The sequence below is a fragment of the Aeromonas sp. XH genome (assembly GCF_033348475.1).
Classification (GTDB): Bacteria; Pseudomonadota; Gammaproteobacteria; order Enterobacterales; family Aeromonadaceae; genus Aeromonas; species Aeromonas sanarellii.
The window spans coordinates 2,418,492-2,443,377 of record NZ_CP137630.1 but is presented as its reverse complement, the minus strand read 5'-3'; the positions used below and the strand labels follow the sequence as shown (position 1 = coordinate 2,443,377).

Annotated in this window: 25 protein-coding genes, 1 tRNA gene, 1 other RNA gene and 1 riboswitch; of the genes, 21 read left to right on the top strand and 6 right to left on the bottom strand. The window is 60.0% G+C overall.

Going from position 1 to position 24,886, the window contains the following annotated elements:
- Positions 1-64: 64 nt before the first annotated feature.
- Positions 65-829, top strand: a complete 765-nt coding sequence (locus tag R2B70_RS11305; RefSeq protein ID WP_042076523.1) for a hypothetical protein — start codon at positions 65-67, stop codon at positions 827-829.
- Positions 823-1,377: a VOC family protein gene (locus tag R2B70_RS11300; protein WP_318161502.1), complete on the top strand. Its 555-nt coding sequence runs from the start codon at positions 823-825 to the stop codon at positions 1,375-1,377. The genes R2B70_RS11305 and R2B70_RS11300 overlap by 7 nt, the downstream gene beginning before the upstream one ends.
- On the opposite strand, the gene R2B70_RS11295 is transcribed toward R2B70_RS11300, so the two are convergent.
- The gene (locus R2B70_RS11295) at positions 1,362-2,603 is read right to left on the bottom strand and encodes an MFS transporter (RefSeq protein WP_318161501.1); all 1,242 of its coding nucleotides are present in this window, start codon (positions 2,601-2,603) and stop codon (positions 1,362-1,364) included. The two genes, R2B70_RS11300 and R2B70_RS11295, sit on opposite strands and share 16 nt — an antisense overlap.
- Before the next feature lie 93 nt (positions 2,604-2,696).
- Here R2B70_RS11295 and R2B70_RS11290 point away from each other — a divergent pair, with 93 nt between their 5' ends.
- Positions 2,697-3,605: a LysR family transcriptional regulator gene (locus tag R2B70_RS11290; protein ID WP_318161499.1), complete on the top strand. Its 909-nt coding sequence runs from the start codon at positions 2,697-2,699 to the stop codon at positions 3,603-3,605.
- Between the two features lie 64 nt (positions 3,606-3,669).
- Here the strand turns inward: R2B70_RS11290 and ribA are convergent, their stop codons facing one another.
- On the bottom strand, positions 3,670-4,263 hold the full coding sequence (gene ribA, locus R2B70_RS11285) for a GTP cyclohydrolase II (protein ID WP_042076516.1): 594 nt from the start codon (positions 4,261-4,263) through the stop codon (positions 3,670-3,672).
- A gap of 263 nt (positions 4,264-4,526) precedes the next feature.
- On the opposite strand from ribA, the gene cmk reads away from it, so the two are divergent.
- From cmk to pyrF, 6 genes are all read left to right on the top strand, one after another.
- On the top strand, positions 4,527-5,219 hold the full coding sequence (gene cmk / locus R2B70_RS11280) for a (d)CMP kinase (protein WP_042076515.1): 693 nt from the start codon (positions 4,527-4,529) through the stop codon (positions 5,217-5,219).
- 93 nt (positions 5,220-5,312) lie between these two features.
- Complete coding sequence (rpsA, locus tag R2B70_RS11275) at positions 5,313-6,983, top strand: 30S ribosomal protein S1 (RefSeq protein ID WP_011705690.1); 1,671 nt, start codon at positions 5,313-5,315, stop codon at positions 6,981-6,983.
- Positions 6,984-7,075: 92 nt separating this feature from the next.
- The gene (gene ihfB / locus R2B70_RS11270) at positions 7,076-7,360 is read left to right on the top strand and encodes an integration host factor subunit beta (RefSeq protein WP_005337145.1); all 285 of its coding nucleotides are present in this window, start codon (positions 7,076-7,078) and stop codon (positions 7,358-7,360) included.
- 156 nt (positions 7,361-7,516) lie between these two features.
- Positions 7,517-7,801 (top strand): LapA family protein, encoded by a 285-nt coding sequence (locus R2B70_RS11265; RefSeq protein WP_042016623.1) that lies wholly within the window; start codon positions 7,517-7,519, stop codon positions 7,799-7,801.
- 9 nt (positions 7,802-7,810) lie between these two features.
- On the top strand, positions 7,811-8,977 hold the full coding sequence (gene lapB / locus R2B70_RS11260; protein ID WP_042076514.1) for a lipopolysaccharide assembly protein LapB: 1,167 nt from the start codon (positions 7,811-7,813) through the stop codon (positions 8,975-8,977).
- Between the two features lie 146 nt (positions 8,978-9,123).
- Entirely contained in the window at positions 9,124-9,822 is a 699-nt protein-coding gene (gene pyrF, locus R2B70_RS11255; protein WP_318161498.1) for an orotidine-5'-phosphate decarboxylase, read from the top strand.
- Positions 9,823-9,926: 104 nt separating this feature from the next.
- Here pyrF and rrtA read toward each other — a convergent pair whose 3' ends face one another.
- Positions 9,927-10,505 carry a rhombosortase gene (gene rrtA / locus R2B70_RS11250; protein WP_244462922.1) on the bottom strand — a complete coding sequence of 193 codons (579 nt, stop codon included), beginning with the start codon at positions 10,503-10,505 and terminating at the stop codon, positions 9,927-9,929.
- Between rrtA and R2B70_RS11245 the strand changes: the two genes are divergently transcribed.
- From R2B70_RS11245 to R2B70_RS11225, 5 genes are all read left to right on the top strand, one after another.
- Positions 10,471-11,130, top strand: a complete 660-nt coding sequence (locus tag R2B70_RS11245) for a tRNA-uridine aminocarboxypropyltransferase (RefSeq protein ID WP_318161497.1) — start codon at positions 10,471-10,473, stop codon at positions 11,128-11,130. The genes rrtA and R2B70_RS11245 overlap by 35 nt on opposite strands.
- Positions 11,131-11,182: 52 nt before the next feature.
- Positions 11,183-11,890, top strand: coding sequence for a 7-cyano-7-deazaguanine synthase QueC (queC, locus tag R2B70_RS11240; protein ID WP_318161496.1), 708 nt, complete (start codon positions 11,183-11,185; stop codon positions 11,888-11,890).
- A gap of 61 nt (positions 11,891-11,951) precedes the next feature.
- Positions 11,952-12,623 (top strand): 7-carboxy-7-deazaguanine synthase QueE, encoded by a 672-nt coding sequence (gene queE / locus R2B70_RS11235; protein ID WP_318161495.1) that lies wholly within the window; start codon positions 11,952-11,954, stop codon positions 12,621-12,623.
- A 1-nt stretch (position 12,624) separates the two neighbouring features.
- Entirely contained in the window at positions 12,625-12,855 is a 231-nt protein-coding gene (locus tag R2B70_RS11230) for a DUF3820 family protein (RefSeq protein WP_042076511.1), read from the top strand.
- Positions 12,852-13,415 carry a cob(I)yrinic acid a,c-diamide adenosyltransferase gene (locus R2B70_RS11225; RefSeq protein WP_042076510.1) on the top strand — a complete coding sequence of 188 codons (564 nt, stop codon included), beginning with the start codon at positions 12,852-12,854 and terminating at the stop codon, positions 13,413-13,415. Before R2B70_RS11230 ends, R2B70_RS11225 begins: the two co-directional genes overlap by 4 nt.
- 73 nt (positions 13,416-13,488) lie before the next feature.
- Here the strand turns inward: R2B70_RS11225 and R2B70_RS11220 are convergent, their stop codons facing one another.
- On the bottom strand, positions 13,489-13,893 hold the full coding sequence (locus R2B70_RS11220; RefSeq protein ID WP_216990424.1) for an H-NS family nucleoid-associated regulatory protein: 405 nt from the start codon (positions 13,891-13,893) through the stop codon (positions 13,489-13,491).
- A gap of 319 nt (positions 13,894-14,212) precedes the next feature.
- Positions 14,213-14,384: riboswitch (Lysine riboswitch) on the top strand.
- A gap of 87 nt (positions 14,385-14,471) precedes the next feature.
- Between R2B70_RS11220 and R2B70_RS11215 the strand changes: the two genes are divergently transcribed.
- A complete protein-coding gene (locus tag R2B70_RS11215) occupies positions 14,472-16,052 on the top strand; it encodes a Na+/H+ antiporter NhaC family protein (protein WP_216990423.1) in 1,581 nt (526 codons plus the stop codon).
- 85 nt (positions 16,053-16,137) lie between these two features.
- Positions 16,138-16,719 (top strand): thymidine kinase, encoded by a 582-nt coding sequence (locus R2B70_RS11210; RefSeq protein ID WP_042076506.1) that lies wholly within the window; start codon positions 16,138-16,140, stop codon positions 16,717-16,719.
- Between the two features lie 56 nt (positions 16,720-16,775).
- On the opposite strand, the gene R2B70_RS11205 is transcribed toward R2B70_RS11210, so the two are convergent.
- Positions 16,776-18,113 (bottom strand): flavohemoglobin expression-modulating QEGLA motif protein, encoded by a 1,338-nt coding sequence (locus tag R2B70_RS11205; protein ID WP_318161494.1) that lies wholly within the window; start codon positions 18,111-18,113, stop codon positions 16,776-16,778.
- A 160-nt stretch (positions 18,114-18,273) separates the two neighbouring features.
- Between R2B70_RS11205 and R2B70_RS11200 the strand changes: the two genes are divergently transcribed.
- From R2B70_RS11200 to R2B70_RS11180, 5 genes are all read left to right on the top strand, one after another.
- Positions 18,274-18,729: a YbjN domain-containing protein gene (locus R2B70_RS11200; protein WP_209428955.1), complete on the top strand. Its 456-nt coding sequence runs from the start codon at positions 18,274-18,276 to the stop codon at positions 18,727-18,729.
- Between the two features lie 248 nt (positions 18,730-18,977).
- Positions 18,978-19,065 (top strand) — tRNA-Ser (locus tag R2B70_RS11195).
- Between the two features lie 57 nt (positions 19,066-19,122).
- Positions 19,123-19,252: non-coding RNA, RtT sRNA (locus R2B70_RS11190), on the top strand.
- A gap of 829 nt (positions 19,253-20,081) precedes the next feature.
- Positions 20,082-21,065, top strand: coding sequence for an autotransporter outer membrane beta-barrel domain-containing protein (locus R2B70_RS11185; RefSeq protein ID WP_318161493.1), 984 nt, complete (start codon positions 20,082-20,084; stop codon positions 21,063-21,065).
- Positions 21,066-21,572: 507 nt separating this feature from the next.
- Complete coding sequence (locus R2B70_RS11180) at positions 21,573-22,142, top strand: hypothetical protein (RefSeq protein ID WP_318161492.1); 570 nt, start codon at positions 21,573-21,575, stop codon at positions 22,140-22,142.
- Between the two features lie 225 nt (positions 22,143-22,367).
- Here R2B70_RS11180 and katG read toward each other — a convergent pair whose 3' ends face one another.
- Positions 22,368-24,539, bottom strand: a complete 2,172-nt coding sequence (gene katG, locus R2B70_RS11175) for a catalase/peroxidase HPI (RefSeq protein ID WP_318161491.1) — start codon at positions 24,537-24,539, stop codon at positions 22,368-22,370.
- Between the last annotated feature and the right edge of the window lie 347 nt (positions 24,540-24,886).

Below are 24,886 nucleotides of genomic sequence, written 5' to 3'. Positions count from 1 at the left end.
ACCCTACGGGGCTAAGCTGTTGTAGGATCTCGCAATTGGATTGGGACTGGAGTGTGAACACCCTATGATTTTAACCTTGATATTGCTGTCAATCGGCGCACTCCTGTTTCTGGTCATCGCCTACAACGTGGTGCAGCAATACAAACAGAAGGCCGAGGCCGACAAGCGCCAGGCCATCGCCCGTCACAAGGCCGTGGCGGACGAGACCGAAGAGCTGCTGCTGAACGTCAACCTGGTGCCCTTCTCCAAGAACATGGTACTGCTGATGCAGCACCGCATCCTGGATGCCTATCGCGCCATCGCCCTGGTGATGCCCAATGTGCAGATCAAGCAGCGCATCGCCGACGTCCAGACCCAGATCAAGAATGTGCAGGAGAATTACAGCAGCCAGGACGAGGGGCACTTCAAGACGCCGGAGTCCGACCGCCAGGCCATCCAGATGCTGCAACTGGCCAAGAAGATGCGAGCCGTGCTGCGGGTCGAGCACAACAAGGGCAAGATAGATCCCCAGGGGTTCGCCCAGGAGGATCGCCGCCTCGAGCTGATGCAGCTCAAGATCAACATCGCCAACCTGCTCAAGCGGGCCATGGATGCCCAGATCCAGGGGCAGTACGGCACCTGCCGTCAGCTCTACACCAAGGGGCTCGGCGCCCTGGCCAATGTCTCCGACAAGGATCCCTACCTGCTGGCGCGGGAAGAGGACATGCGCCAGGGGATGCGGCAGCTGGAAGAACACCTGCAGCAGCACAGCGAGAAGGAGCTGCAGAACATCAAGGACAAAGAGGCGGACGAACTGGACGTCCTGTTCCAACCGAAGAAGAAATGGTGATCATGTCTCATCCACTGGATTCCACGCTGGGGCCCATGGCCCCATTCGTTTGCCAACTGCTCACGGAAATGCAGGCCGTCATGGGGGGCTCCGCGTCCCCCGTGGTGGATCACCTCTGCTACCGGGCTGCCACCCTGCCGGAATACCTGGACTTGAAAGAGGCACTGGCGGCCCACGGGGTCTTGCTGGTGGAGGGGATGATAGGAAGCCGCCCCATCGCCACCTATCGCCTGCACCAGCCCGTCTGCTGGCAGCGGGTCACCGTGCCCTGCATCGAGCTGGCTGCCCCCAAGGCGGGTCGCAGCCATCAGGTCGGTCTCGAGCATATCGAGCTGGTGGTGCCGTCACTGCACGCCCTGGTGGCGACCCATCCCGGCGTGGCCTTCAAGACGGCCAACATCGACGACAGGCGCAACCCGGACGTGGGCCTGATGTTGCCCTCGGGGCAGATCAAGTTTCATCTGCGCCCTCTGAGCGAGGTGATCGACGAAGAGCTGTGTACCGGCGCCGTGGTGCCGGTCCCGCTGGACTATTACGACGGCCTGTGAACTGACGGCCGAACGCCGTGCCGGGTGACGGGAGGGGGCGGTGCCATGCGCCCCTTCAACCGGCCGAGCCAGAGGCTCAAGCCTGCGGTCACCCCCAGCACCAGCTCGATGCCGAGCACCAATCCCCCTAGTCCCCCCCGCTCCCAGAAGGGATGCAGATAGAGCCCACCCAGACTGGCCCCCAGGTAGTACCCCACCAGATAGAGCGACGAGGCGAGCGCCCGGTCGTGCTCCACGTGCTGGCCGACCCAGGCGCTGGCGCAGGCGTGGGCGAGGAAGAAACCGAAACTCGAGACCAGCAGTCCCCCTATGATGGCGACTAGGGTTCCCTGCAACAGGGCGAGGCTGCCGAGCGCCATCAGGGCTATTCCCGCCAGCAGCATGCGCTGTGCCCCAAAGCGATGGGCGCCGCGGCCGCTCAGGGAGGAGGCTAGGGTGCCGGTGAGGTAGGTCAGGAACAGCATGCCGAGCCACTGGGTCGGCAGGGAGAAGGGGGCCTTGGCCAGCAGGAAGGTGAGGTAGCTGTACTGGTTCAGGAAGACCATGAAGTTGAGGCCGCCGATGAGGTAGGCCCCCGCCAGCAGGGGGTTGCCGAGGTGACTCTGGATGGCGCGGCGCAGCTGGCCGGGAGCGGGCTCCACGGCCACGAAGCGGGTCTGGGCTGGCAGCAGCCAGATGACCAGGGGCAACAGTGTCAGGCTGATGGCCCCGATGCCGAGGAAGGTGTGCTGCCAGTCGCCAAACCAGCCGGCCAGCAGGCCGCCGACCACCCGGCCCGCGATGCCGCCGAGGGAGTTCGCGGCGATGTAGACCCCGACGGCGACGATCAGGGCACGCTTGCTGAACTCTTCCCCCATGTAGGCGATGGCGGTGGCCGGCAACCCCGCCAGCAGGGCTCCCTGCAGGATGCGCAGGCTCACCAGCAGATCGAAGCGGGTCACCCAGGGGATGCACAGGGAGAGCAGGATGGCGCCGAGCAGGCTACACAACATGATCCGCCGCCGTCCGAATCGGTCCGCCAGACGGGCACAGATCAGCAGGGAGCCCGCGAGCCCGGCGGTGCAGCCGGCGAGGGTCCAGCTGGCGGACAGGGAGCTGACCGAGAAGACCTCGGCCAGGAGAGGGAGCAGGGGGTGAGTCTGGTAGAGATTGAGAAATACCAGGAAGGAGCCCAGGCTGAGGGCCAGGGTGGCGCGTATCCATGCGCGGCTGCCGACTTCGATCATGTTGAGGTGTCCCGACGACTTTTGTGCAGGGTAGTGCGGCGCGATATATAAATATAATATATTTAAATTATCACTCTAATAAATAAAGTTGATATGGATCTGAAACAGCTCGGTTACTTGCTGGCGGTGCGCGATGCCGGCTCCTTCACCCGGGCAGCCCAGGCACTGCATGTGGCCCAGCCGGCCGTCAGCATGGCCATCGCCAAGCTGGAGCAGCAGCTCGATCTGCGGCTGTTCGACCGCCAAGATCGCAGCGTGCGCCTCACCCCTGAGGGAGAGGTGCTCTGCCGTCATGCCGAACGGCTGCTGCGCCAGATGCACCAGGCCGAGGCCGAGATGGCCGAGCTCAAGGGGCTGGAGCGGGGGGAGGTGCGCATCGGCATTCCCTACATGATGGGTTCCTATTACTTCCCGCCGATCCTGATGGCGTTCAAGCATCGCTACCCCGGTTTGAAGATCCGGGTGGAGGAGGCGGGCACCCGGGAGCTGCTCAGCCGCATGGTGGACGGCAGCCTGGATCTCGCCATTCTCATCACCAGCGATCTGCCGCCGGCCCTCGAGGGGGCCCAGCTGCTGCGCGAAGAGATGTTGATGGTGGTAGGGGAGGAGCACCCGCTGCGAGGCGCGGATGCGGTCTCGCTGGCGCAGTTCTTCGAACAGGAGCTCGCCATGTTCCGGCGGGGGTTCTACCACAGGGAGCACATGGAGGTGTTGGCGCAGGGGCTTGGGCTAGAGCCCAATATCGCCTTCGAGAGCAACCTCATACCACTGCTCAAGGCGGTGGTGCGGCAGGGATTCGCCGTGACCACCTTTCTGCGCATGGCGCTGGAGGAGGAGCCGGCGCTCACCGGCGTGCCTTTCGCGCCGCCCATCTTCCTGGATCTCTGCGTAGCCTGGCGGCGGGGGGACCCCCTCTCCATGGCCAACCGGGCGCTGCGGGATTTTCTATTGTCCCAGGCCTCGCCCGAGGATGGCCCCACCAGGGGCCGCCGCCCGCGGTGACGGCACCCACAAAAAACGCCTCCAACGGGAGGCGTTTTTCATGTCGGCGCTGACTCGCCGGGCATCACTTCTTGAACAGGTGATCCAGCTTGTTCGCCTTGGTGGAGAGGTAGAACTCGTTGTGGGGGTTGCGCCCTTCCTGCAGCGGCACGCGTTCCGCCACCGGAATGCCAAAGGATTCCATCGCCTTCATCTTGCGCGGGTTGTTGGTCATCAGGCGCAGGGACTTGACCTCCAGGGCCTTCAGCATATCGGCACAGATGGTGTAGTCGCGCATGTCGGCGGCAAAGCCCAGCGCCACGTTGGCCTCGACGGTGTCGGCGCCCTGATCCTGGAGGTGATAGGCGCGGATCTTGTTGAGCAGGCCGATGCCGCGCCCTTCCTGACGGACATAGAGCAGGACGCCGCGGCCTGCCTTGGCGATCTTCTCCAGGGCGGCCTGCAACTGGAAGCCGCAGTCGCAGCGCAGGCTGAACAGGGCATCCCCGGTCAGACACTCGGAATGGATGCGCCCCAGCACGGGCTCACCGTTCGTGATGTCGCCCATCACCAGCGCGGCATGATCCTTGCCAGTGCCGGTTTCCTGAAAACCAACCAGCGTGAAAGTGCCCCAGGGGGTCGGCAACTTGGATTTGGCCACGAGGGTAACGCTGCTCATATGGTTGCTCCTGACTACAGCTGCTTGAAAAAGGGCGGCTAGTGTAGCGCGCCTTGTGCATAACAACCATAAGAACAAAACCTTGCGCGAGGAGGGGGTTAGCAGATCGGTCAGAATTGGCGCAATCGCGACGACTTTTGCGCAATTGTGTGCCCTGACAACTGCCAGCGTCGATGCATTCGGGTATAATCGGCGCCCATTATCCCATCCCGATCAGGGATGCGGGCAACCCGTCAAGATGCCGAGTACGCAGGAGAAAAGTTATGGCTCGTATGGCCCCTGTTATGACAATTGATGGCCCGAGTGGAGCCGGTAAGGGCACCCTGTGCCAGCTGTTGGCAGAGAAACTGGGTTGGCACCTGCTCGACTCCGGAGCCATCTATCGGGTGCTGGCCCTGGCGGCCTTGCATCACGATGTGGAGCTTGACTCCGAAGCCGCGCTGGTCCCCCTGGCCGCCAACCTGGACGTGCAGTTCCAGGTCGATGGGGATCTGGTCAAGGTGGTGCTGGAAGGGGAGGATGTCTCCCGTACCATTCGCTCCCAGGAAGTGAGCGATGCCGCCAGCAAGGTCGCCGTCTTCCCCCGGGTGCGCGAAGCCCTGCTGCGCCGTCAGCGTGCCTTCCGTCAGGCTCCCGGCCTCATCGCCGATGGCCGCGACATGGGCACAGTGGTTTTCCCCGAGGCCGAGGTGAAGATCTTCCTCGACGCCAGCGCCGAGGAGCGGGCCCAGCGCCGCTATAAGCAGTTGCAAGATAAGGGCTTTGATGTTAACTTTGAGCGTCTTTTAACCGAGATTCGGGAACGTGATGATCGCGACAGAAATCGCGCCGTCGCCCCCCTGAAACCCGCGGAAGATGCTCTTGTGGTAGACTCAACGTCTATGACCATAGATGAAGTGCTGGTGACGGTACTCGCCTATGCGGAGCAACAACTTGGTGACATCGGCGCGAGCTGATGCCAGTCGTCTGCACCACGGATGGCGCAGATAATTAAAAACAACCCCGCTTGTGCCGGATTGCGAGTGGATGTTTCATTTGTGACATAAACAATGATCGAATCTTTTGCTCAACTCTTTGAAGAGTCCCTGAACGCCGTTGAAACCCGTCAAGGTTCCATCGTCAAGGGTACTGTCGTTGCTATCGAAAATGGTTTCGTACTGGTTGACGCCGGTCTGAAATCCGAGTCCGCTATCCCGGCTGAAGAATTCAAGAACGCCATGGGCGAGCTGGAAATCAACGTAGGTGACTCCGTTGACGTAGCTCTGGACTCTATCGAAGATGGTTTCGGCGAAACCAAGCTGTCCCGCGAAAAAGCCAAGCGCCACGAAGCCTGGCTGCAGCTTGAAAAAGCTTACGAAGAGCAAGCTACCGTTATCGGTATCATCAACGGCAAGGTCAAGGGTGGTTTCACCGTTGAACTGAACGGCATCCGTGCCTTCCTGCCGGGTTCTCTGGTTGACGTGCGTCCGATCCGTGACACCGCTCACCTGGAAAACAAAGAACTCGAGTTCAAGGTCATCAAGCTGGACCAGAAGCGCAACAACGTTGTGGTTTCCCGTCGTGCCGTGATCGAAACCGAGAACACCTCCGAGCGCGAAAGCCTGCTGGCCAACCTGCAAGAAGGTCAAGAAGTTAAGGGTATCGTCAAGAACCTGACCGACTACGGTGCATTCGTAGATCTGGGCGGTGTTGACGGCCTGCTGCACATCACCGACATGGCGTGGAAGCGCGTTAAGCATCCTTCCGAAATCGTCAACGTTGGCGACGAGATCGCAGTCAAGGTTCTGAAGTTCGACCGCGAGCGTACCCGTGTATCCCTGGGTCTGAAGCAACTGGGCGAAGATCCCTGGGTTGCTATCGCCAAGCGTTACCCGGAGACCACCCGTCTGTCTGGCCGCGTGACCAACCTGACCGACTACGGCTGCTTCGTTGAAATCGAAGAAGGCGTTGAAGGCCTGGTACACGTATCCGAGATGGATTGGACCAACAAGAACATCCACCCGTCCAAGGTTGTCAACGTTGGCGACGTGGTTGACGTGATGGTTCTGGACATCGACGAAGAGCGTCGTCGTATCTCCCTGGGTCTGAAGCAGTGCAAGTCCAACCCGTGGCAGCTGTTTGCCGAAACTCACGCCAAGGGCGACCGTGTTTCCGGCAAGATCAAGTCCATCACTGACTTCGGTATCTTCATCGGTCTGGATGGCGGCATCGACGGCCTGGTTCACCTGTCTGACATCTCCTGGAACAACCAGGGCGAAGAAGCCGTGCGTGAATTCAAGAAGGGCGACGAAATCGAAGCCGTTGTTCTGCAAGTGGACCCGGAGCGCGAGCGCATCTCCCTGGGCGTCAAGCAGATCGAAGAAGACCCCTTCAACAAGTACCTGTCTGACAACAAGAAAGGTGCTATCGTGAAGGGTAAGGTTACCGAGGTTGATGCCAAGGGCGCCGTGATCGAACTGGCTGACGGCGTGGAAGGCTACCTGCGTGCTTCCGACGCTGCTCGTGACCGCGTAGAAGATGCCACTCTGGTGCTGTCTGTTGGTGACGAAGTTGAAGCCAAGTTCATGGGCGTTGATCGCAAGAACCGCACCGTAAGCCTGTCTGTCCGTGCCAAGGACGAGGCTGACGAGCGTGTTGCCATCGACAGCCTGAACCAGCAAGAAGAAGTTGTGTTCAGCAACGCCATGGCTGAAGCGTTCAAAGCCGCCAAGGGTGAATAATCCTTGATGCAAGAAAAGGGCGGCATTGCGCCGCCCTTTTTTATCCTGGCAAAATGATTATTGCATGTGATCGGGGAAGGAGATTTAACCTTATGACCAAATCAGATCTCATCGAACAACTGGCAGCCAGCCGCATGCATATGCCGGCCAAGGATGTTGAAGCCGCCATCAAGGAGATCCTTGAGCAGATGGCATCGACCTTGCAAAACGGCGACCGGATTGAAATCCGAGGATTTGGAAGTTTCTCACTGCACTATCGTGCGCCTCGCGTGGGCCGCAACCCCAAGACAGGGGACAAGGTTGAACTGACCGGGAAATATGTCCCGCACTTCAAGCCTGGCAAAGAGTTGCGCGAGCGCGTCAACATCGTCGAATAATGCAGAAATTGGCATACAAGGGTATGCCTTTTTTATTTTTGCGACATTGAGGCCGTTCATTGTCGGGTTTCTCGAACTCTTTTCCCATTCGCTCTAGAGTCTGCCTGCGATTTTAAGGATAATCAGTCTCTCATTAGCTACAGACAGGGAGCTCCTATGAAGCGTATCTTGGCCCTCATCCCATTGGTGCTGGTGTTTGTATTGACCCTGGCCATAGGATCGCAAAATGGTCAGCTGGTTCAGTTCAATTATCTGATAGCTCAGGGTGAGTTCTCGCTGTCCATGCTGCTGGGTTTCTTCTTTGCCGGTGGCTTCCTGCTGGGCTGGCTGGTCTTCGGCCTGCTGTTCCTGCGCCTCAAGCTGCAAAACCGCACCCTGAACCGAACCATGCGTCGTCAATCTCGTGAATTGGAGCTTGCCCGGTCGACAGCCAAGGAATAACGTCCCTCGATGCTTGAACTGCTTTTCCTGCTGTTGCCTATCGCCGCTGGTTATGGCTGGTATATGGGACGCAGGAGTGTTCGCCAGGACACCCAGCAACAGAGTAACCAGTTTTCCCGCCAGTACGTGGCGGGTCTCAACTATTTGTTGTCCGACGAATCCGACAAGGCGGTGGACCTCTTCATCCAGCTGCTGGAAGTCGACAGCGATACCATCGAAACCCACCTCTCCCTCGGCAACCTGTTTCGTCAGCGGGGCGAAGTCGATCGCGCCATCAAGATCCACCAGAACCTGGTTGCTCGCCAGCTGACCCGGGAGCAGCGCCAGCTCGCGCTGCAGGAGCTGGCCCGCGATTTTCTGGCTGCCGGCCTGCTGGATCGGGCCGAGGCCATCTGGAAGGAGCTGTGCGAGGACAGCGACTTCGAGGAGACGGCGCTCTCCCAGTTGCTCGTGATCCATCAGCAGTTGCGCGACTGGGACAGGGCCATCGAGGTGGCCATTCGCCTGCAGAAATTCCAGGGCAAGAAGCTGGCCGAGCCCATCTCCCATTTCTATTGCGAACAGGCGGAGAGCGCCTTGCGCGACGGCGACAAGTCGGCGGGCATCGCCAGACTGAAACGTGCGCTCGTCGCCCACCCGGCCTGCGCGCGCGCCAGCCTGCGCCTTGCTGAGCTCTCGATGGAGGAGGGCAGGTACGAGGAGGCCAGCAAGGATCTGCTGCGGGTGTTCGAGCAGGACATCGATTTTGCCTCCGAAGCCATGCCAAAACTGCTTCGGTGCTACCAGCAGATGGGCCGCAGCCAGGAGCTGATCCCGCTGCTGGAGAAAGCGGTGGAGGATCATGCCGGCGTCAGCGTGACCCTGGCCCTGGCCAATCTGGTGGAGGCGCGCGACGGCCTGAGCCAGGCCCGCGCCCTGGTGCTGCGCCAGTTGCGGCGCCACCCCTCCATGAAGGGCTTCTACCAACTGGTGGGCTTCCAGCTGGCGAGCGCCGAGGAGGGGCCGGCCAAGGAGAGCCTCGAGCTGCTGCAGCAACTGGTGGGCGAGCAGATCAAGATCAAGTCGACCCACAAGTGCCGCCAGTGTGGCTTCGCCACCCATTCGCTGTTCTGGCAGTGCCCCTCCTGCCGGCAGTGGGGCACCATCAAGCCGATCCGCGGTCTGGATGGGGAATGAAGGGCACAAGGTGCCTTGCCTCTTGGGCTTAGCAGGCCTGAGCCCCGGACGAACAGGGCTATCCAAGTGATTCAGATGCCAGCGTGCAACCGGGGCCCCGGCTCGTGTTGCGCCTGGAGATGGCATAACAACCCATAGGAAGTGACATGCAAGACCCCAAAGTACTGGTTGCGCTGGATTATCAGCACGAGGCCGATGCCTTCGCCTTCATTGAGCAGATCTCCCCGGCCCAGTGCCGCCTCAAGGTGGGCAAGGAGATGTTTACCCTGTTTGGTCCCCAGTTCGTGCGCCAGTTGGTGGCCAAGGGTTTCGACGTCTTCCTGGATCTGAAATTCCACGACATCCCCAACACGGTCGCCAAGGCCGTGGCCGCCAGCGCCGAGCTCGGCGTCTGGATGGTCAACGTCCATGCCAGCGGTGGCGAGCGCATGATGCGGGCCGCCAGGGAGGCGCTGCTGCCCTATGGTGACAAGGCGCCCCTGCTCATCGGGGTGACGGTGCTGACCAGCATGGAGCAGTCCGATATGGCTCCTCTGGGTCTGGATGTTACCCCGGCCGAGCAGGTGATCCGCCTGGCCACCCTTGCCAAGACGGCGGGACTGGACGGGGTGGTCTGCTCCGCCGAAGAGGCGAGCGCACTGAAGGCCCTGCTCGGCGCCGACTTCAAGCTGGTGACCCCGGGCATTCGTCCGACTGGCTCAGCCGCCGGGGATCAGCGCCGCGTCATGACACCGCGGGCCGCGGTGGAGGCGGGGGCCGACTATCTGGTGATCGGTCGCCCCATCACCCAGGCTGCGGATCCAGCCGCCGTGCTGGGGGCGATCAACGCCGAGCTCAACGGCTAGTTTGTGTCGCCCAAATGCAACAGGCCGGATCCCGATCCGGCCTGTTGCATTTTGATGGGAAGACTAGTGCTGCTGCGAGCGGGTGAACCTCGTACCCGCAGGGTTCAAGACTTGACGGCCTGCACACCCAGACCGAGGGGGAAGAGGCCGAGCAGCAGGCCGGCGGCCGAGCCGATGAAATGGGATTCGATGTGTACCCTGGCACCGATGAGGGCGGAGACCGGGCTCTCCCCGGCGCTGTAGAAATCCAGGCCGAGCTTGATGACGATGCCCGCCAGCATCAGCCAGCCGGAATAGCGGCGGTAACGGATGTCCTGCATGGCGCCCCACACGAACAGGCCGTGCAGCAGGCCGGACAGCCCCATGTACCACTGGGTCTGCGGGCACCACCACCAGATCCCCAGCCCCACGGCCGCGCCCAGCAGCAACAGCAGCACGGGCAGGCGCCAGGCCGCCAGGTACTCCTGGAACAGGCTGTAGAGGACCGCCAGTCCGCTCAGGTTGAGCAGCAGGTGCCACAGATTGGTGTGGGCCAGATTGCCTGTTATGATGCGCCACCCTTCCCCCTGGGCGATCAGGTTGCGATCGAAGGCGAGCTGATGGTTTGGCACGGTGAAGAAGAGCAAGGCAGTGACGAGCGAAAGCGTGATGACCCAGAGCAGACCCGATTTTTCTGACAACATGAAACAGCCCAACGACAAAGAGAGCCGATACTGTACACGCTGTACCCGAGCCCTCAAAGCGTGCCTGTGCGAATATGTTCGGCAAGTGCCCCATCATGCTCCGCTCCATATCCTGCAACACCCGACCGAGGTGGGTCACCCCAAGGGGACGGCGGCGCTGCTGGCCGCTTCGCTCGGCCATGCCCGCATCCATGTGGGAGAGGATTTTGAGGGGGATGAAGGGCTCAACGCCCTGCTGGCCGACCCCGACGCGCAGTGTTACCTGTTGTGGCCAGATGACGAGGCGCTGACTCCGCTACAGGCCAGGGCGCACCTTGCGCGCCGCGCAGGGCAAGGGAAGGCGAGCGCGCACTTTATCCTGCTCGACGGCACCTGGCGCAAGGCCTATCGCATGTTGCACCGCAACCCGGCCCTGCTCGGGCTGCCGCGGATCACGCTCGGCACCATCGCCGGGCAATATTCCATTCGCAAAAGCCCCTTTCCCGGGGCCTTGTCGACCCTGGAGGCGGGCTACCATCTGTTATCCCAGTGGGAGGGCGACGCCGAGCGCTTCGCCCCGCTGATGGAGCTCTTTACCCATTTGAACCGGCAGTGGCATGAGTTTGCCGATGGCCGCCGCCGATGAACTGTCCAGAGTACGCCGCCTGCTCGTCAGGGGGCCAAGAGGAGTGACCAACGTGAAAAAAGCCGTCGTGGTATTCAGTGGGGGGCAGGACAGCACCACCTGCCTGGTGCAGGCACAGGCCCGTTATGACGAAGTGCACGCCATCACCTTCGATTACGGCCAGCGCCACCGGGCGGAGATAGAGACCGCCCGCCAGCTGGCAGGGACGCTCGGGATCGCCGCCCACAAGGTGATGGACGTGACCATGTTGGGGGAGCTGGCCATCTCTGCCCTGACCCGGGACGTCATACCGGTCAGCGGTGAACTGCAGGATAACGGCCTGCCCAATACCTTCGTGCCGGGGCGCAACATCCTGTTCCTGACCCTGGCCGCCATCTATGCCTACCAGGTCGGTGCCGAGGCAGTGATCACCGGGGTGTGCGAGACGGATTTCTCCGGCTATCCCGATTGCCGCGACGACTTCGTCAAGGCGCTCAACCAGGCGGTGTCGCTCGGGCTGGATCGCGCCATTCGCTTCGAGACCCCCCTGATGTGGCTCGACAAGGCCGAGACCTGGGCGCTGGCGGATCACTATGGCCACCTCGACACCGTGCGCCACCAGACCCTCACCTGCTACAACGGCATTCAAGGGGACGGTTGTGGCACCTGTCCCGCCTGCGAACTGCGGCGGCGGGGGCTCGATCGCTATCTGGCCGATCAGGGGGGCATCCGGGCCAGGCTGTTTGAGAAAACCGGGCTCGGCGAGAAAAGCGGATCTTGAGCCTGCGCCTCGGCAGCCTTTGGGGTATAATCCGCGGCTTTTGCAGCCAGTCGTGATCAAGATGCACTACCCAATCAACGAGATCTTCCAGACCATCCAGGGGGAGGGGGTCTTCACCGGCCTGCCCGCCATCTTCGTACGCCTGCAAGGCTGCCCGGTGGGCTGCCCCTGGTGCGATACCCGCCATACCTGGGTCGTGGATCCCGAGCGCGAGGTCGCGCGCGACGAGGTGCTCGATCGATCCAACGAATCCGATGGCTGGAGCAGGATGAGCACGGAGGATATTCTGGCCAGCTTCCAGCGGCTTGGCTACCTTGCGCGCCACGTGGTGTTAACCGGCGGCGAGCCCTGCCTCTATGATCTGAACGAGCTCTCGTCGGCCCTGGTGGCATCGGGCTACCAGGTTCAGATCGAGACCAGCGGTACCAGCGAGATCCTGACCCACGAGCAGACCTGGGTGACTGTCTCCCCCAAGATCGGCATGAAGGGGGGCCTGCCGGTGCTGGTGTCGGCCCTCGAGCGGGCCAACGAGATCAAGCATCCGGTGGCGACCGAGCGCCATATCGAGGAGCTGGATGCCCTGCTGGCGACTGCCCGGCTGCGCCCCGACGTGGTGATCGCACTGCAACCCATCAGCCAGAAGCCCAGGGCCACCGAGCTGGCCATGGCGACCTGCATCGCCCGCAACTGGCGGCTCTCCATCCAGACCCACAAATACCTGAATATCGATTGATATGGATGGACTCTCCGATGAGCGGGTATTGCTCACCCTGGCCAGCAAGATGCCCTACGGGAAATATCGGGGGCGACGCATCATCGATATTCCGGAGCCTTATCTGGTGTGGCTGGCGCGCAGCGGTTTTCCGGCCGGTGCCCTTGGCCAGTCATTGGCGCTGGCCTACGAGATAAAACTCAATGGGCTGGAGTCGATGATTATTCCCATTATTAACAGGATGTCAGAATGAGAATATATACGAGGCAGGGGGACAAGGGTCTCACGCGGCTGGCCGACGGCACGTCTCTGGCTAAAGATGATCGGCGCGTGGAAACCTATGGCGCCATCGATGAGCTGAATTCCCAGATAGGGCTCTTGATGGCCGAAATACCCGCCGACGAGACGGCATTATTGGCCGAATTGATATTGTTGCAGCAGGAGCTGTTTGATTTGGGGGGCGAGCTGGCCTTTTCCAGCGAGGCGCAAAATCCCGCCTTGTGGCAGGTCAACGAGCGCTGGACCCAGAGGCTCGAACAGCAGATCGATGCCTATAGTGCCCAGTTGCCGGCACTGCGTAATTTCATCCTGCCGAGCGGCTCGCGGGCGGCGGCCCAGGCTCACGTAGTGCGAACCCTGACCCGTCGCTGCGAGCGCCTGCTGCTGGGCCTGAGCCGCGAGGAGCGGGTGAACCCCGCCGTGTTGCCCTATCTGAACCGGCTGAGTGACTGGTTTTTCACCGTAGCCAGATACCTGCTGGTCTCCTCGGGCACGCCGGAGATCCTCTGGGTCAAGGCGGCGGATAGGCGCTGAGGAGCTCATGGAGCGGGCAATAAAAAACCTCGCCTAGCGAGGTTTTTTATTGGGCGGGACAGCGTGTCAGGGATCAGATGGCAAATTCTTCCACCGACTTGCCTTCGGCCACGGCCTTGGCAATGACGGAGGGCATGCGACCCTGGCCGGTCCAGGTTTTTTCCACACCATTGTCCAGATAGCGATATTTGGCGGGGCGGGGGGCTCGCTTGCCCTTGCTTGCCTTGGGAGCATCGGCGACAACGGTATTGACCAATTCAGCGGGATCGATCCCGGCTGCCTTCAGCATTTCGGCGTATTCGGCAATTTTCTTTTGATGTTCTTCACGGGCCTGGCGCTCGGCAGATTCATCCTGCTGACGTTCGGCCACCACGGCGGAGAGTTTCTCCAAACCTTCTTCCAGCTGTTCCAGAGTCAATTCGCGGCAAGTCGCCCGCAGGCTACGGATATTCAACAGTACTTTCAAAAATTCGTTCATATTGGCTACCACGCGAGCAAGATATTAGGGGAAGAGATTGTTTTTTCGATAATCTATAGGGGGATTCGGCTTCAAGTCAAGCCTGCCGAAATAATTAATTAGCCTGATAAATTAAGTCAGATAAATATTCGTGGCGATATATTTTCCCGCATCTGTCTGCGTTCATTTCCGAATGAGTTCCAGCCAGATGAAAATATCGTCGACATGAGTGATGGCGCACCATTTGACTACCATTTTCCTTGCTTGTGCCATACCTGCCTTGAAATTTAATCAAAAAACTTGCTATCACCCGGTAGCTCGATAAAATGTGCCGCGAATACCTTTAAGTAGAGGCGCGCTGCCTATGAGTAACCGAGCGGAGGGTGATGCCTGTGATGCTCGATGAAAGGAGTCGGCGCCGAAGTGACCAGGCCATCATACCGGGTTGCTGGTTCTGTATCTAATAGGTGCAGGACTGCCATAGTCATTCACTATGGAGCGCTACCTGAAGGGGCTGAGGAGTATACCCTCCCCATGGGTTTTGTTTCTTTGATCCTCTCGGTAGATCTCCACCTGTTGTCTTTAGGTGCAAAGAGATCATGGACATCATTCATTACGCCGACTCCGGTTGGTCCGTCGTTCCCCCCTTGCTGGCCGTCGCCCTGGCGATCATCACCCGTCGCGTCCTAGTGTCGCTGGGGGTGGGCATAGTCGCGGGCAGCCTGCTGCTCAACCAGTTTTCCCCCCTCGCGTCACTGCACTACATGCTCGACACCGTGCTCAGGATCTTCTGGGTCGACGGTGCGCTCAACCGCGACAACGTCAACATGATCCTCTTCATGTTGCTGCTCGGCGGCCTCATCAGTCTGATGAGCGTCTCCGGCGCCACCCGGGCCTTTGCCGAGTGGGCCGAGCGCCGTGCCAAGACCCGCAAGGGAGCCAAGACCCTCACCGGCATGATGGTGTTCGCCTTCTTCATCGACGACTTCTTCCACAGTCTGTCGGTGGGGGCCATCTGCCGTCCGGTCACCGATCGCTTCCAGATCTCCCGCGCCAAGCTGGCCTACCTGCTGGACTCCACCGCGGCGCCGGTCTGCGTGCTGATGCCCATCTCCTCCTGGGGCGCCTACATCATCGCCCTGGTGGGTGGCATCATGGCGGCCCACGGTCTGACCGAGCAGAGCCCCATCTCTGCCTTCGTCGAGATGATCCCGATGAACCTCTATGCGGTGTTCACCCTGATCATGGTGCTGGTGGTGATCGCCTTCCAGCTCGACATCGGCCCCATGCGCCAGCATGAGCAGTGGGCCCTGGAGGGCAAGCTGTGGGATGAGTCCAAGGGACGTCCCATCGGTCTGGACATGGAGAGCCCGGAGGAGAGCAACGGCGGCATGATCGACATGGTGCTGCCGATCCTGACCCTCACCCTGGCCACCGTCTACTTCATGATCGACTCCGGTGCCAGCGTGCTGGAGAGCAAAGGGCTGCCGTTCAGCGTGCTCGGATCGTTCGAGAATACCAACGTCGGCTCCTCCCTGGTCTATGGCGCCCTGTGCAGTCTGGTGGTCTCCATCGGCCTGGCCATGCGTCTCAAGCTCGGGGCCAGCAATTGGATGAAGGCCGCACCTCAGGGGATCATGGCCATGCTGCCCGCCATCAACATCCTGCTGTTTGCCTGGACCATAGGCGCCGTGGTGCGCGACGTGGAGACCGGCAAATACCTGGCTTCCCTGGCCAACGGCAACCTGCCCATCGAGGTGCTGCCGGCGGTGGTGTTCATCCTCTCCTGTGCCATGGCCTTTGCCACCGGCACCAGCTGGGGCACCTTCGGCATCATGCTGCCGCTCGCCGGCGACATGGCGGCCGCCAGCGACCTCAGCCTGATGCTGCCCATGCTGGCCGCCGTGCTGGCGGGCTCGGTGTTCGGCGATCACAGCTCGCCCATCTCCAGCACCAGCATCCTCTCGGCCACGGGGGCCGGTTGCCACCACATCGATCACGTGATGACCCAGCTGCCCTATGCGCTGGCCATTGCCTTCGGCGCCGCCCTCGGCTATCTGGTGATGGGCTTGATGCACTCCGTGCTGGCTGGCTTTACCGTCAGTGCGCTCTGGTTCCTGGTCTTCTCCGGTTACCATCTGCGCAAAACCCGGCAGCATCGCGCGCTGGCCGTCGCATAAGAGAACAAGGGGCCTTCGGGCCCCTTGGTTTTGGCGGGGGCTTTCGTTAGCATGCCCCCCATCATTCCCGTATCGGAACTCCACCATGGCTTCATTGCACTACAAATTCGCCACCATGAACTCGGGCAAGTCGACCCAGCTCATCCAGGCGCACTTCAACTACCTGGAGCGGGGCATGGTTCCGCTGGCCATGACCCCCGCCATCGACGATCGCTTCGGCGTCGGGGTGATCAGCGCCAGGGTGGGGCTGGAGTTGAGGGTGGAGGTCTTCAGCGACAGCTGCGATCTGTTCGAGATGGTCAAGGCCCGCCACGCCGAGCGGCACATCGATGTCTTCATCGTCGACGAGGCGCAGTTCCTGACCCGCGAGCAGGTCTACCAGCTCGCCCGCATCGTGGACGAGCAGGACATCCCGGTGATCGCCTACGGCCTCAAGACCGATTTTCGTGGCGAGCTCTTCCCCGGCTCCTACCACCTGCTCTGCCTGGCAGACAAGTTCGAGGAGCTGAAAAGCATCTGCTGGTGCGGCAACAAGGCGCACATGAACTCTCGCGTCAACGAGGCGGGGCAGGTGATGCGCGATGGCGAGCAGGTGGAGATTGGCGGCAACGATCGCTATGTGTCGCTCTGCCGCAAGCACTACCTGGAGGGACGGGCGTTCAAGTAAGGCTGGCCATCATCCACAAAGGGCGCCCATCCGGCGCCCTTTTGTTTGCCCGGGGCTCAGTCGATCTCGATGTCGACGGGGGCGATGATGGGATCGGCCACCGGCAGGCGGTGGAACAGCTGGCGGAAGTGTTGCTGCACCCGTCCTATGTCGACGAGCGACATGCCGGAGGCGAAGCCGAACCAGACGTAGAGACCGGTGAGATCGCGAAACATGGGGGGCAGGTAGCGCGGTGCATCGATGAGCCCCTCCAGATAGTGCTGGTAGAGCACCGGGATGTCGTCCAGGGTCACCTTGCCGACGAACAGCATGGGCAGGATCTCGGGGACTCCCTCCAGCACGGTGCTGCGGATGAAGTTGACGGTCTCCACATAGCCCTTCACATAGGAGAGATCCTTGGTAAAGCAGGCGCCCCCCGCCACCATGCCGCCGCGAAACACCCGCTGGGTGATCTTGTAGGCGTCGTGCTCGCTGGTGCCTTTCTCGACGAAGTGGCGAAACACCTCGACGAAGTCGGCGCCGCGCTCCGCCATGTCGATGGCCATGACCCGATCCGAGATGCGCTTGGCCCTGTCCGGAAAGGAGCTGAAGGTGAGGGTCTCGATAAGCACGGCCAACCCCTCCTGACAGGCGGTGATGCGCGGCGAGCCTGCCCCGAGCCAGGTGGCATAGGATTGCTGCCGACCGTTCAGGGTGGTGCCCACGTGGACCCAGCCCTCGTGCACCTCCAGCACCTGCAGGTCGAGCTCAGAGAAGCGGGCGTGGGAGCTCAGCTTGATGTAATCCCCCCCGGCGGCGGCATCGGAGACGATGCCATCGCTCAGCTTGACCTGCACGGTGCCGTCGCTGAAATAGTTCGACAGCTTGCCCTGCAGCCTGGCCACCGCCGCGTCCCCCTCGAACTCCTTGGGGTAGGGGCGCACCAGATGGCGGGCCCCCGGCAGGGAGAAGATGTCGCACAGCCTAGCGCCCAGTTCCTTGAGAGTCTTGCGATCACCGCGCAGGTGATCGCTCGCCGAGCCGTAGAGTCGCTGGCTGTAACGCTGAAAGTCCGGCTGCCCGCGCTGGCGCAGCATCTCGATCACCACCATGTACTGATCCACCGTCTCTTGCAGGATCCGGCCCAGATCGTCCTGGGGGCCGAGCCGCCTGCGGATCCTGTCCCTCAGCTCCTTGAGCTCCAGATACTTGTTGCGCGGCTCGAAGCCGAGGGGGAGGGTGCGATAGAAGTCGGCATCGATGGCGGGCAGCGCCTGCCCCCCCCTGGCGAGAAAGTCGGCTTGCAGGTGGCGGGGCCACTTGATGGCATCCAGGATGCGGATGGGTTTTTGCAGGGCGAGCAGTTCATCCGAGAGGGATTTCAGGTGCAGGCGATACTTTTCTTGGATGGTCATCGGGCTCTTTGGTTGGAGGCGGGTGCGCTACGAGAATGGCTGAGTATAGGCATTGGGATAGTCAAAAAGAAGCGGGACGACGGCCGATCCGGCCCCTCTACTTTTGGTTGCCTGAAAATTGGTTTAGACTGCGCCCCTTGATCCTTATTGTGTCGTGGAAATGATGAATATCCCCAGCTCTGAAATGATAATGCGTTGGTTGCAGCAGGCCCGGATCGAGCACTATGTGTGCGATCAGTGCCACGGCATCCACATGGTCTCCCTGCAGTCCGTCGAGGGCATCCAGGAGAGCCGGATCTTCGTCGAAGAGGAAGGGCTGCTGTTCTCATCCGAGCTGGAAGTGCGCCCCTCGGCGTTGCTGTCGCTCGTGGCCGAGCTGGGCCGTCTCAACATGCAATACCCGTCCCTCAAGGTGTTCCTCGACATCATCGACGACAACTTGCCGCGTCTCATCGTCGGCCATACCGTCTTCACCAGGGCGGGGCTCAGCGTGGAGCAGTTCCTGCTGTTTGTGGAAAGCACCACCTCCGCGACCCACGAAGTGGTCTCCGAGTGCGAGCGCCTGGGCTTCCTGAACCTGCCGGAAATCCAGGTGGCACCGGAGTCCGTGCACTGATCCCGGGGATGGCGCTGTGCGTTAAATGCGCGAACGGTTCGCCGCGGTCAAAAAGCCGTTGACGCCAGCGGGCCTTTCCCCTAAATTACGCCCCGTTCCGGCGCGATGGCGCAGTGACCCGTGTTGGCTGAACACGTTAAACCACAGACCAAAATTTGGTGAGCTGTCCGAGTGGCTGCCCACCGACGAAGTCGGCAAGAAAGCACGCGTAGCATGTTCCGAAAGCCACTTCAAAGAAGTAAAAATTTGGTGAGGTGTCCGAGTGGCTGAAGGAGCACGCCTGGAAAGTGTGTATACGGCAACGTATCGAGGGTTCGAATCCCTCCCTCACCGCCAAATTATAAAAAACCGACCTCAGGGTCGGTTTTTGGCATCTGGGGTTATCATATTCCCTGATACCCAGGCGAGGGAGGGTGAAAACCCTCGCCTGGGTTCGAGCAGAGCGGCTTGCCGCGATGAACGGCCAGAGGCCGCCCCGAAGGGGTGAGCCACGAAGTGGCGAATCATCCCTCCCTCACCACCAAATAACGTAAAAGGGCCTGTCGCAAGACAGGCCCTTTTGCATTTCCGGTGATGAGTGGCTCGGTTTGAACCCTGGTTCGACAACTGGGCAGAATGGTCCGCCTGGATAGCCGAAGGCTGCCCGCAGGGTGAGCGCAAGGAAGGGCGCGAGTCAATTCCAACCCAGCCCCATGTTTAACGAACCGACCTCGGGGTCGGATTTTTGCATCCTGGGCCCTGCATATCCCCTGATGCCGACAAGAGAGGGTGAGCCGCCTCGCCGGGTTAGAGCAAAACGGCTTGCCGCGATGAACGGCCAGAGGTCGCCCGAAGGGGTGAGTCACGTAGTGGCGAATCATTCCTCCCTTAGCTCCAGGTAAAGGGCGTACCCTTGCCCAGGTCGATACGGTTTCTCGATGACCAAACCAGTTGAAGGGAGCCAGCTCCGGGCCCGGAGCCATTTTGGGGAAAGGGACTCAGGGCCGATGAAAGTCACGCATGGCATCATGGTAGAAATAAGGGCTGCGGGAGCGGCCATCGATCAGCTGGCTAACAATGTTCGCCGTGTGGACCTGAGAGTGTCAATTCGGAGCTGGGTGTTGGCGGGCATTTTAAATGACGTATTTTCTTAAGGTCCTGTACATGTTACCCCACAAGGATCGTAGTAAAATGTCGCACCATTAAAATCATCCAGTTAACAGAATACACTGATATGTAATAGGAAAAGTGGTAAGAAAGACCTGAAAATAAATTCAATGTTCAACGGCAATCACGAGTGAAGAATACTTTATGTTGGCAATCTACTTCGTATGAATATTGTTGGACAGTCTGTGTTAATAAGGATGACAAGTGTGCATTTTCTGCCTTTTTTATTTCTTGTCACCTCGCCTATGGTGTCGGCAGCAGAGCAGCCATCATCAGAGGCGACAGGCCTGAATGATAGCCAGAAGCAGATCAGGGCATTACGCAAAGCGGCGCGAAAAGCCACCGTTCCAGCCGATGTGCGCCCCTCTATCACTCGGTCATCTCCGTCAAACCAACAGAGACTGAATCGCAAATGGGAGCATGCGTTACCTTTTTATGCGCAGAGTGCGATTGATCTCGGGTTTGATCTGCCTCTGCCATTCTCTCTCTCCATTGTACCAACGTATATGCAACAAGGGTTCAGCTTCTCCGATTTGAAGCTGGCCATTCCCGATCGTCCGGATATCGATTTTGGCCGTCTAAATCTGGATGAGATCGACTTCGGTCATCCAGAAGGCCATACCCGGACATGGCAACTGAAACTCAGCTCGTGGATCTTGCCATTCATGCAGGTTGGAGTGCACGCCGGACGTTTTGATGGCGACTCTGATCTGGAAGTCACCATTCCTGATTCGGTGTTTAAGCATATCAAGCCAGGTCTTGAGACGATTCATTTTTCACCTGATTTTTCAGGCTGGAATTATGGGGTGAATACGAATTTTACCGCCGGCTTCGGCCAGTATTTTGCGGTTCTGCCGGTCAGCTATACCCGATCGGAAACCGATGATAAGCGCACCGAGAGTAAGGCACTGCTGGTGAGCCCACGAGTTGGCCGCTCATTCCACCTCGATAATTTGGGTTTAGTGAGCCCTTTTGTGGGCTTCTCTTATATGAAAGTGGAAGGATTTACTCAGCAGTCTGAACCTTTTGGCTATAACATTGCTTACAGCATCTCTTCCGAAAACGAAAATGAATGGGCTGGGGTGGTTGGGCTGAACTGGAACTTGGCCAGAAACTATGGTGTGGTGGCAGAGCTCAATGTCGGCCCTGAGCGAACCAGCATGGTCATGATGCTGGACTATCGGTGGTAGGCGGAGGCATGGCGGTAGGAATCCCTTGGCATGTCTTGCATCTCAATGGAGAGGTGTCCACTCGTCCTGTTTGCCGTGCTCGCCCATGTCGCATTTTTATCAGGAGTTCTGGTACAGCATCAAGCTATTAATAATGCGGCTTTGTTCTGTGATGGAATATGTTTTTCGACGTGATTGTTTTATTTATAACAAGGTTGACATTCCACGATTCATGATAGCTCGACTTGTGGAGAGAAATAACAAGTTAGTTCATATAATTGTTTTTAAGTGTTTCCTTGGTGAGGTCTTACATATGTCAGGAGGATGATCGTTTTTTAGAAACTTCCTTCCGGGGCGGAGAACTAAGTCAGAAGATTAGAATGTATTGCTTTACCTTAAATAATTATTGAGTGGGGTGTTGAGCCATCGAGTGTCAACCCATGGACTTGTTGGTGAGAGCAGGTTTCACTTCAGTTCATCTGCTTATGTCACCATTTTAACATGTCAAAATCAGGGGCGGAATGACGGATGAAAATAAAGCAGTGTTTGTTGATAGCGATGGCCCTTTTTATCACGGGTTGCAGTCATTTGGATGATGAACCACGGGGTATAAAACGACAGGGTATAAATGAAATGGCGGACAGTACCCTTCATCAGTTGATGGCACAGGATGAAAAGCTCAATAAATCATTCGAGGAGTCGTTGGCCTATCTTGTCGTCAATATGAAGGTGACTAAGGTACCTGCCATTGGCGTGGGGCGTGGCGAGGGCGTGCTGTTTGTAAAGGCAGAAAAAGAACCTGTTTTTTATCGTGTTCAGCGATGGGATCTGGGGGCCGGTTGGGGGGCTCGGTCTTACAAGGTCTTAGTCTTGCTGTATTCGCAAGATGTCATTGACAAAGTAAAACATGACCATTGGGCATTCGACATCGGTGGTGAGGCTTCCGTTGGCACCGCTGCGATGGAAGGGGCGTCGAGTGGCATTATTCCTGAATATTCCGTGCATATATTGTCTGATGGTGGTGTGTCAGCCTCAATTACGGCAAGAGCAATCAGAATGAGTAAGAGTGACCTCAATATGAGTCAGGACACGTACTGAAGGCTTCTGGCAAGGCTCGCCTCCCGAAGTCAGCTCCCCAAGAGCCACTTGCTCGGCCCCAGGTGACCGTCATACCCGGAGCAAGCCCATCACGATACCCCACCCGATAAAAACCCGACCTGATGGTCGGGTTGTTGTCTGCGTTGCGTCATCCGGTTATTTCTCGCGCCATTCCCGGGAAACAGGCCCGCCGATTCCTGGCGGGCCTGGGAACGGCGCCCGGGATCAGACGAGATCGAAGCGATCCAGATTCATGACCTTGGTCCAGGCCGCCACGAAGTCCTTCACGAACTTCTCCTTGGCGCCCGAGCTGGCATAGACCTCCGCCAGGGCCCGCAACTGGGAGTTCGAGCCGAACACCAGATCGACCCGGGTGCCTGTCCACCTGGCCTTGCCGCTCTTGCGATCCATGCCCTCGTAGACGCCCTTGTCTGCCGCCGGCTTCCACTCGGTGCCCATGTCGAGCAGGTTGACGAAGAAATCGTTGGACAGGGTGCCCGGGGTCGCGGTGAATACCCCGTGGCAGTTGCCGACGTTGGTGCCGAGCACCCGCATGCCGCCGACCAGCACCGTCATCTCGGGGGCACTCAGGGTGAGCAACTGTGCCTTGTCGATCAGCATGGTCTCCGCGAAGGTGGCGCACTCGCCCCCGTAGTTGCGGAACCCGTCGGCGAGGGGCTCGAGCACGGCAAAGGAGTCGACATCCGTCTGGTCCTGGGAGGCATCCATGCGACCCGGGGTGAAGGGTACGGTCACGGAGACACCGGCCTTCTTCGCCGCCTGCTCGACGCCGACACCACCCGCCAGCACGATGAGATCGGCCAGGGATACCTTCTTGCCACCGGTGGCCGAGGCGTTGAAGGCCTGCTGGATCCCTTCGAGGGCCTGAAGCACCTTCGCCAGTTGCGCCGGCTGGTTGACCGCCCAATCCTTCTGCGGGGCGAGGCGGATGCGGGCACCGTTGGCGCCGCCACGCTTGTCGGAGCCGCGGAAGGTGGACGCGGAGGCCCAGGCGGTGGAGACCAGCTCGGCCACGGAGAGGGGGGCTGCCAGGATCTTCTCCTTGAGCGTTGTCACGTCCTTGTCATCGACCAGGGGGTGGTTGACGGCGGGAATGGGGTCCTGCCAGATCAGCTCCTCCTTGGGCACTTCCGGCCCCAGGTAGCGCGTGATGGGGCCCATGTCGCGGTGGGTCAGTTTGAACCAGGCGCGGGCAAAGGCATCGGCGAAGGCTTGCGGGTCTTCGTGGAAGTGGCGGGAGATCTTGCCGAATTCGGGGTCAAAGCGCAGGGTCAGGTCGGTGGTCAGCATGGTCGGCTTGTGGAACTTGCCCGGGATGTGGGCATCGGGAATGATCTCCGGGGCATCTTTTGCGACCCACTGCTTGGCACCGGCCGGCGACTTGGTCAGCTCCCATTCGTACTTGAACAGGTTCTCGAAGAAGTTGTTGCTCCACAGCGCCGGGGTCTTGGTCCAGGTCACTTCGAGCCCGCTGGAGACGGTGTCCTTGCCGTGCCCGCTGCCGTAGTCGCTCATCCAGCCGAGGCCCTGTGCCTCCAGAGGGGCGCCTTCGGGCTCTGGCCCCTTGTGGGATTCCGGCGCGGCGCCATGGGCCTTGCCGAAGGTGTGACCGCCTGCGATGAGGGCCACCGTCTCTTCATCATTCATCGCCATGCGGCCGAAGGTGGAGCGGATGTCTTTGGCCGCCTCCATATAGTCGCCGCTGGCATTCGGTCCTTCCGGGTTGACGTAAATCAGGCCCATGTGGGTGGCGCCGAAGGGGGGGCTGAGCTCGCGGTCGCCCTTGACCCGATCTGGGTCGACCCCGAGCCAGGCAATCTCATCCCCCCAGTTGACGTCCTGATCCGGCTCCCACACGTCCGGCCTGCCACCGCCGAAGCCGAAGGTGCGGAACCCCATGGATTCCAGGGCGACGTTGCCGGCGAGGATCAGCAGATCGGCCCAGGAGATCTTGTCGCCGTACTTCTGCTTGATGGGCCAGAGCAGGCGGCGCGACTTGTCGATGTTGACGTTGTCGGGCCAGCTGTTGAGGGGGGCGAAACGCTGCTGGCCCCGGCCGCCGCCGCCGCGACCATCCGTGGTGCGATAGGTGCCCGCGGCGTGCCAGGTCATGCGGATGAACTGGGGACCGTAGTGACCGAAGTCCGCCGGCCACCACTCCTGGGAATCTGTCATCAGTTTGACCAGGTCCTTCTTGAGCGCCTGATAGTCGAGGCTCGCGAAGGCCTTGGCGTAGTCGAAGTCCTTGCCCATGGGATCGGAGCTGGGGGAATGCTGGTGCAGCAGATCCAGCCGCAACTGGTTCGGCCACCAATCACGATTGGTTCTGCCGACGCCGGCGGTGTGGTTGAAGGGGCATTTGCTTTCGTCACTCATCTCGGTCTCTCCTTGGAGGGCATCTACATTGCTGACAACTTAGTATGGAAACATTTCCACCGTGCGGTGTAACGCCATGGCAGGGAATGCCTCATGGCGCGACGGTGTGGTGTCAATTACTCCTTATTTTTCAATAAATTGGTTGGTTTTTATGGGGCGGATTACGAAAAGATGAATCACGGCCATCGAGTTTGGCGATCTGCCGGTGCCCCGTGCGGGTCGTTGCGTCCGGCGGTTGTTCATCTTTTTACCCATATCACGGCCATCCGGGTCCAAGTTTGCGCTGCATCATGGCGAGCCGGGTTCCCGGCCTTGGGGCGGGGCACTCGCGTATTTTTGTGACGCAG